Annotated in this window: 4 protein-coding genes and 2 pseudogenes; 3 read left to right on the forward strand and 3 right to left on the reverse strand. The window is 65.5% G+C overall.

Features of this window, described 5'->3' with window-relative positions; translation table 11 throughout:
• A partial coding sequence (locus tag ABZZ74_RS53195) for an RNA-guided endonuclease TnpB family protein (protein WP_356951318.1) occupies nt 1–416 on the forward strand: 416 nt, incomplete at its 5' end.
• A 201-nt stretch (nt 417–617) separates the two neighbouring features.
• Nucleotides 618–889, forward strand: a pseudogene (locus ABZZ74_RS53200) (SDR family NAD(P)-dependent oxidoreductase); the annotation flags it as partial.
• A 474-nt stretch (nt 890–1,363) separates the two neighbouring features.
• Here ABZZ74_RS53200 and ABZZ74_RS53205 read toward each other — a convergent pair.
• The 3 genes and pseudogenes from ABZZ74_RS53205 to ABZZ74_RS53215 all read right to left on the reverse strand — a co-directional run.
• Nucleotides 1,364–1,612: pseudogene (locus tag ABZZ74_RS53205) on the reverse strand (transposase); the annotation flags it as partial.
• Nucleotides 1,613–1,854: 242 nt separating this feature from the next.
• Nucleotides 1,855–2,124, reverse strand: a complete 270-nt coding sequence (locus ABZZ74_RS53210) for a hypothetical protein (protein ID WP_356951319.1) — start codon at nt 2,122–2,124, stop codon at nt 1,855–1,857.
• A 329-nt stretch (nt 2,125–2,453) separates the two neighbouring features.
• A complete protein-coding gene (locus ABZZ74_RS53215) occupies nt 2,454–2,633 on the reverse strand; it encodes a winged helix-turn-helix domain-containing protein (protein WP_356951321.1) in 180 nt (59 codons plus the stop codon).
• Between the two features lie 59 nt (nt 2,634–2,692).
• On the opposite strand from ABZZ74_RS53215, the gene ABZZ74_RS53220 reads away from it, so the two are divergent.
• On the forward strand, nt 2,693–3,082 hold the full coding sequence (locus ABZZ74_RS53220; RefSeq protein ID WP_356951320.1) for a helix-turn-helix domain-containing protein: 390 nt from the start codon (nt 2,693–2,695) through the stop codon (nt 3,080–3,082).
• Nucleotides 3,083–3,225 lie beyond the last annotated feature (143 nt).

The raw sequence follows: 3,225 nt of genomic DNA on the forward strand, positions 1-3,225 counted from the left end.
AGAACCAAGTGGTCGTGATCGAGGACCTGACCGTCCGCAACCTGCTGAAGAACGGGCGCCTGGCGCGCGCCATTTCGGATGCGGCCTGGACGGACGTGCGCATGATGCTGGAGTACAAGTGCGCCTGGTACGGGCGCGATCTCGTCGTGATCGACCGCTTCTTCCCGTCCAGCAAGCTGTGTGGGGCCTGCGGCATGGTCGCGGCGAAGTTGCCGCTGAACGTCCGTGAGTGGACGTGCGAGTGCGGCGCGGTGCATGACCGCGACGTGAATGCGGCACGCAACATCCTGGCCGCCGGGCTGGCGGCAGCAGCCTGTGGAGATGGCGTAAGACCTCAACGGGAGTCCTCCCGGACGGGGCGGTCGTCGGTGAAGCAGGAACCCCAGCGGGCGACCGCTGGAATCCCCCGCCTTTAGGCGAGGGGAGGAAGTCAACTCGCAGCCGGCCCCAACGTAGGGCCCCTCGTACATGGAGTCAGCGCCGTCGGGCGGGGGCCGTAGGTGCAGGGGGCATCTTCGGCTTGAGTGATGGCGTTGGCCACGCTGGCTCTGGTCGCTGGTCCCCAGCCGCGTAAGATCACGTCGCCCCATCCGATCGTGACAGGAGGCCGAACGCCCGTGCCGGATCAGCGTGTTGTGGTCGTTACTGGGGGAGGAACGGGGATCGGTGCGGCAACCGCGCGGCTGCTACGGGCGGCCGGGCACGACGTTGTCGTCTCCGGGCGGCGACCGGAGCCCTTGCACCGCGTCGCTGAGGAAACGGGAGCCTTGGCTTGCCCGGTTGACACCGCCGGCCCCGACGCTGTTCACCACCTCGTCGATTCGGCCGACTCGACGGCCTGGTACTCAATGCCGGAGTGGCGCGCAGCGGGGGTGTAGGGGAACTGTCCGATTAAGGGCCCTGTCTCACATTCGGTGGTAACGGTAAGTAGCGGCCGTGGCCGGCAGTAACGCCCCCAGGCCAGCATGGGTGAAGCGACCGTCGAGACTGAGCACGCGCCGCTCGACGACGCCTCTGCGACTGCTCTCACCGGAACTCGGACCAGGGACTTCAGTGATTACGTTCTGTCACCACCGAATGTGAGACAGGGCCGTTAAGTTGACACACCCCCTGAGTGCGGGGGCGTGGCGGGCTGCGCGGAGCCGCCGTCCGGGACAGACAGAAGTACGGGTCGTATGACTCTGTTGGGTCAGGAACCCAAGAGTGATCATGGAGGAACCACAGCGAGCGGCGACGACGCAGGAGCACTCGATGGACAAGTCTTGTGTTGCTGTGGTGCACATTCGGCCCGGGGCACACCGCCTGGAGCCTCGGGCCGAATGCCTGCGTACTGATCTCTTCGGGTTGTTGTCGGGTGGTGCGTGAGGGTGAGTCCGGTTCCGGTGAGGCACCCATCGATCAGGTCGGGCCGGAGCTGGATATGACGTAAGCCTCGGCGCAGGGTGCGTTCGAGGTGGTCGTCGTCGGCGAAGGCGACATTGGCCAGCGAGCCGCGCCGTAACAGCGACCAGACGCCCTCCACCGGGTTCAGGTCAGGTGCGCAGGAAGGGAGTTGCACGATGGTGAGCCAGTCGTGTGCGTCCGCATACTCGCGCATCCCGGCAGCCCGGTGGGTGGGCACCTGACCTCGGCAACTCCAAGATCTCCGACAGAGTCAAGCTTAGATCAAATGCCCTCTGGACAGCCGACTGGGCGTGCGGGCGGGTCATATGACTCTATGGGGTCAGGAACCCAAGGGTGTTCATAGAGGAACCACAGCGTGCGGCGACGTCACCTCGCGCGAGCACTTGATGGGGAGTCCTGTGTTGCTGTGATGCGCATACGGCCCGGAGCTTGTCGCCTCAGGCCGTATGCCTACTGACTTCCTCGGGATTTTGTCGGCTGCTGGGTGAGGATCAGTCTTGTGCATGGCAGGCAGCCGTCGATGAGGTCGGGCCGGAGCTGGATATGACGTAAGCCCCGGTGGAGGGTGCGTCTCAAGGTCCTCGTCGTCGGTGAAGGCGGTATTGGCCAGCGGTCGTGCCGCAACAGCGACCAGACACCCTCGACCGGATTCAAGTTCGGTGCATAGGAAGGCAGTCGGATGATAGTGCGCCAGTTATGTGCGACCGCGTACTCACGCATCCCTGCTGTCCGGTGGGTGTTGAGATTGTCCCAGATCAGCCTGGGGTTGGATGTGAGCCCGGACGACCATGTCGCGATAGTCGCTCCAGGCGAAGGTGTCGCGCCCCTTGCCTCTGTGCTTGCGGTGGCGGCGCGGCCGGTAGATCAACCGGGAGTCCTCACCCGGCTTGTAGCAACACATCGCGGCGATCGACCAGCGGCACCAGGAGCGGCCCCGCACCCACACCACCGGCGTATGTCCACGCCAGCCCAGACGCAAGCGCGGGGCGGTGTCATCGAGAACCCGGCCCCGTCCTCGAAGAGGATATACGCGCACGCCGCAGCAGCGGTCATACCGCCTGCGGCCACACATCCTTCCTCCACAGCCCAACCGCCTGCTCGTCGCGCTCAAGTGCCCGGCGAACCGGCGACTGCCAGGACCAGCCGTGCCGGCGCAGCAACCGCCACACCCCCGCCGACGAGCAATCCCGTGAGAACCTCCAGGCGATCAACACTCTGATCCGGGCCAGGGTCCAGCGCTAGCAGAGGTGATCGACAAGTTGTGCGTTGCGAGAGGTCAGGGACATCGATGAGCGAAAGCCCGACGGTGGACGTGCAGGCTCTGCACGCGGCTCTGGACGCTGCGCGGGACCAAAAAGGGCTGTCCTGGAGGCAGTTGGCCAAGGAACTCGGCATGAGCGCATCGACCTTCTCGCGGATGGCGAACGGACTGAAGCCGGACGTCACCGCCTTCGCCGCGATGACGACATGGCTGCGCATGCCGGCGGAAACCTTCTACGTCACCCCCAACGCCACCTCCGCCTCACGCCCGCAGGAGGAGCCGGAGCTGGTGGCGTCGCTGGTGCCGCTTCTGCGCGCCCGCAGCGACCTCAGCGAGGACGACGTGGCCTACCTGCAGGAAGTCATCGGGGCGGCCGCACGCCGATTCCGCGCCGAACGGGCATCCGGGAGCGACTGAGTGCGCTGGACACTGGCGCTGATGCGCGAAGTCGCACCCTCCACAGCCCAATGCTGTGACTCTGGTCCGAAATTGACTTCTCCCCCAGCTGAAGCAGGGAGATTCTTCCCTCGCGGGTTGAGCTTTCTACTACACACACAGCA

Origin of the sequence: Streptomyces sp. NPDC006476 (assembly GCF_040612015.1) — a bacterium.
Lineage (GTDB): Bacteria > Actinomycetota > Actinomycetes > Streptomycetales > Streptomycetaceae > Streptomyces > Streptomyces griseorubiginosus_B.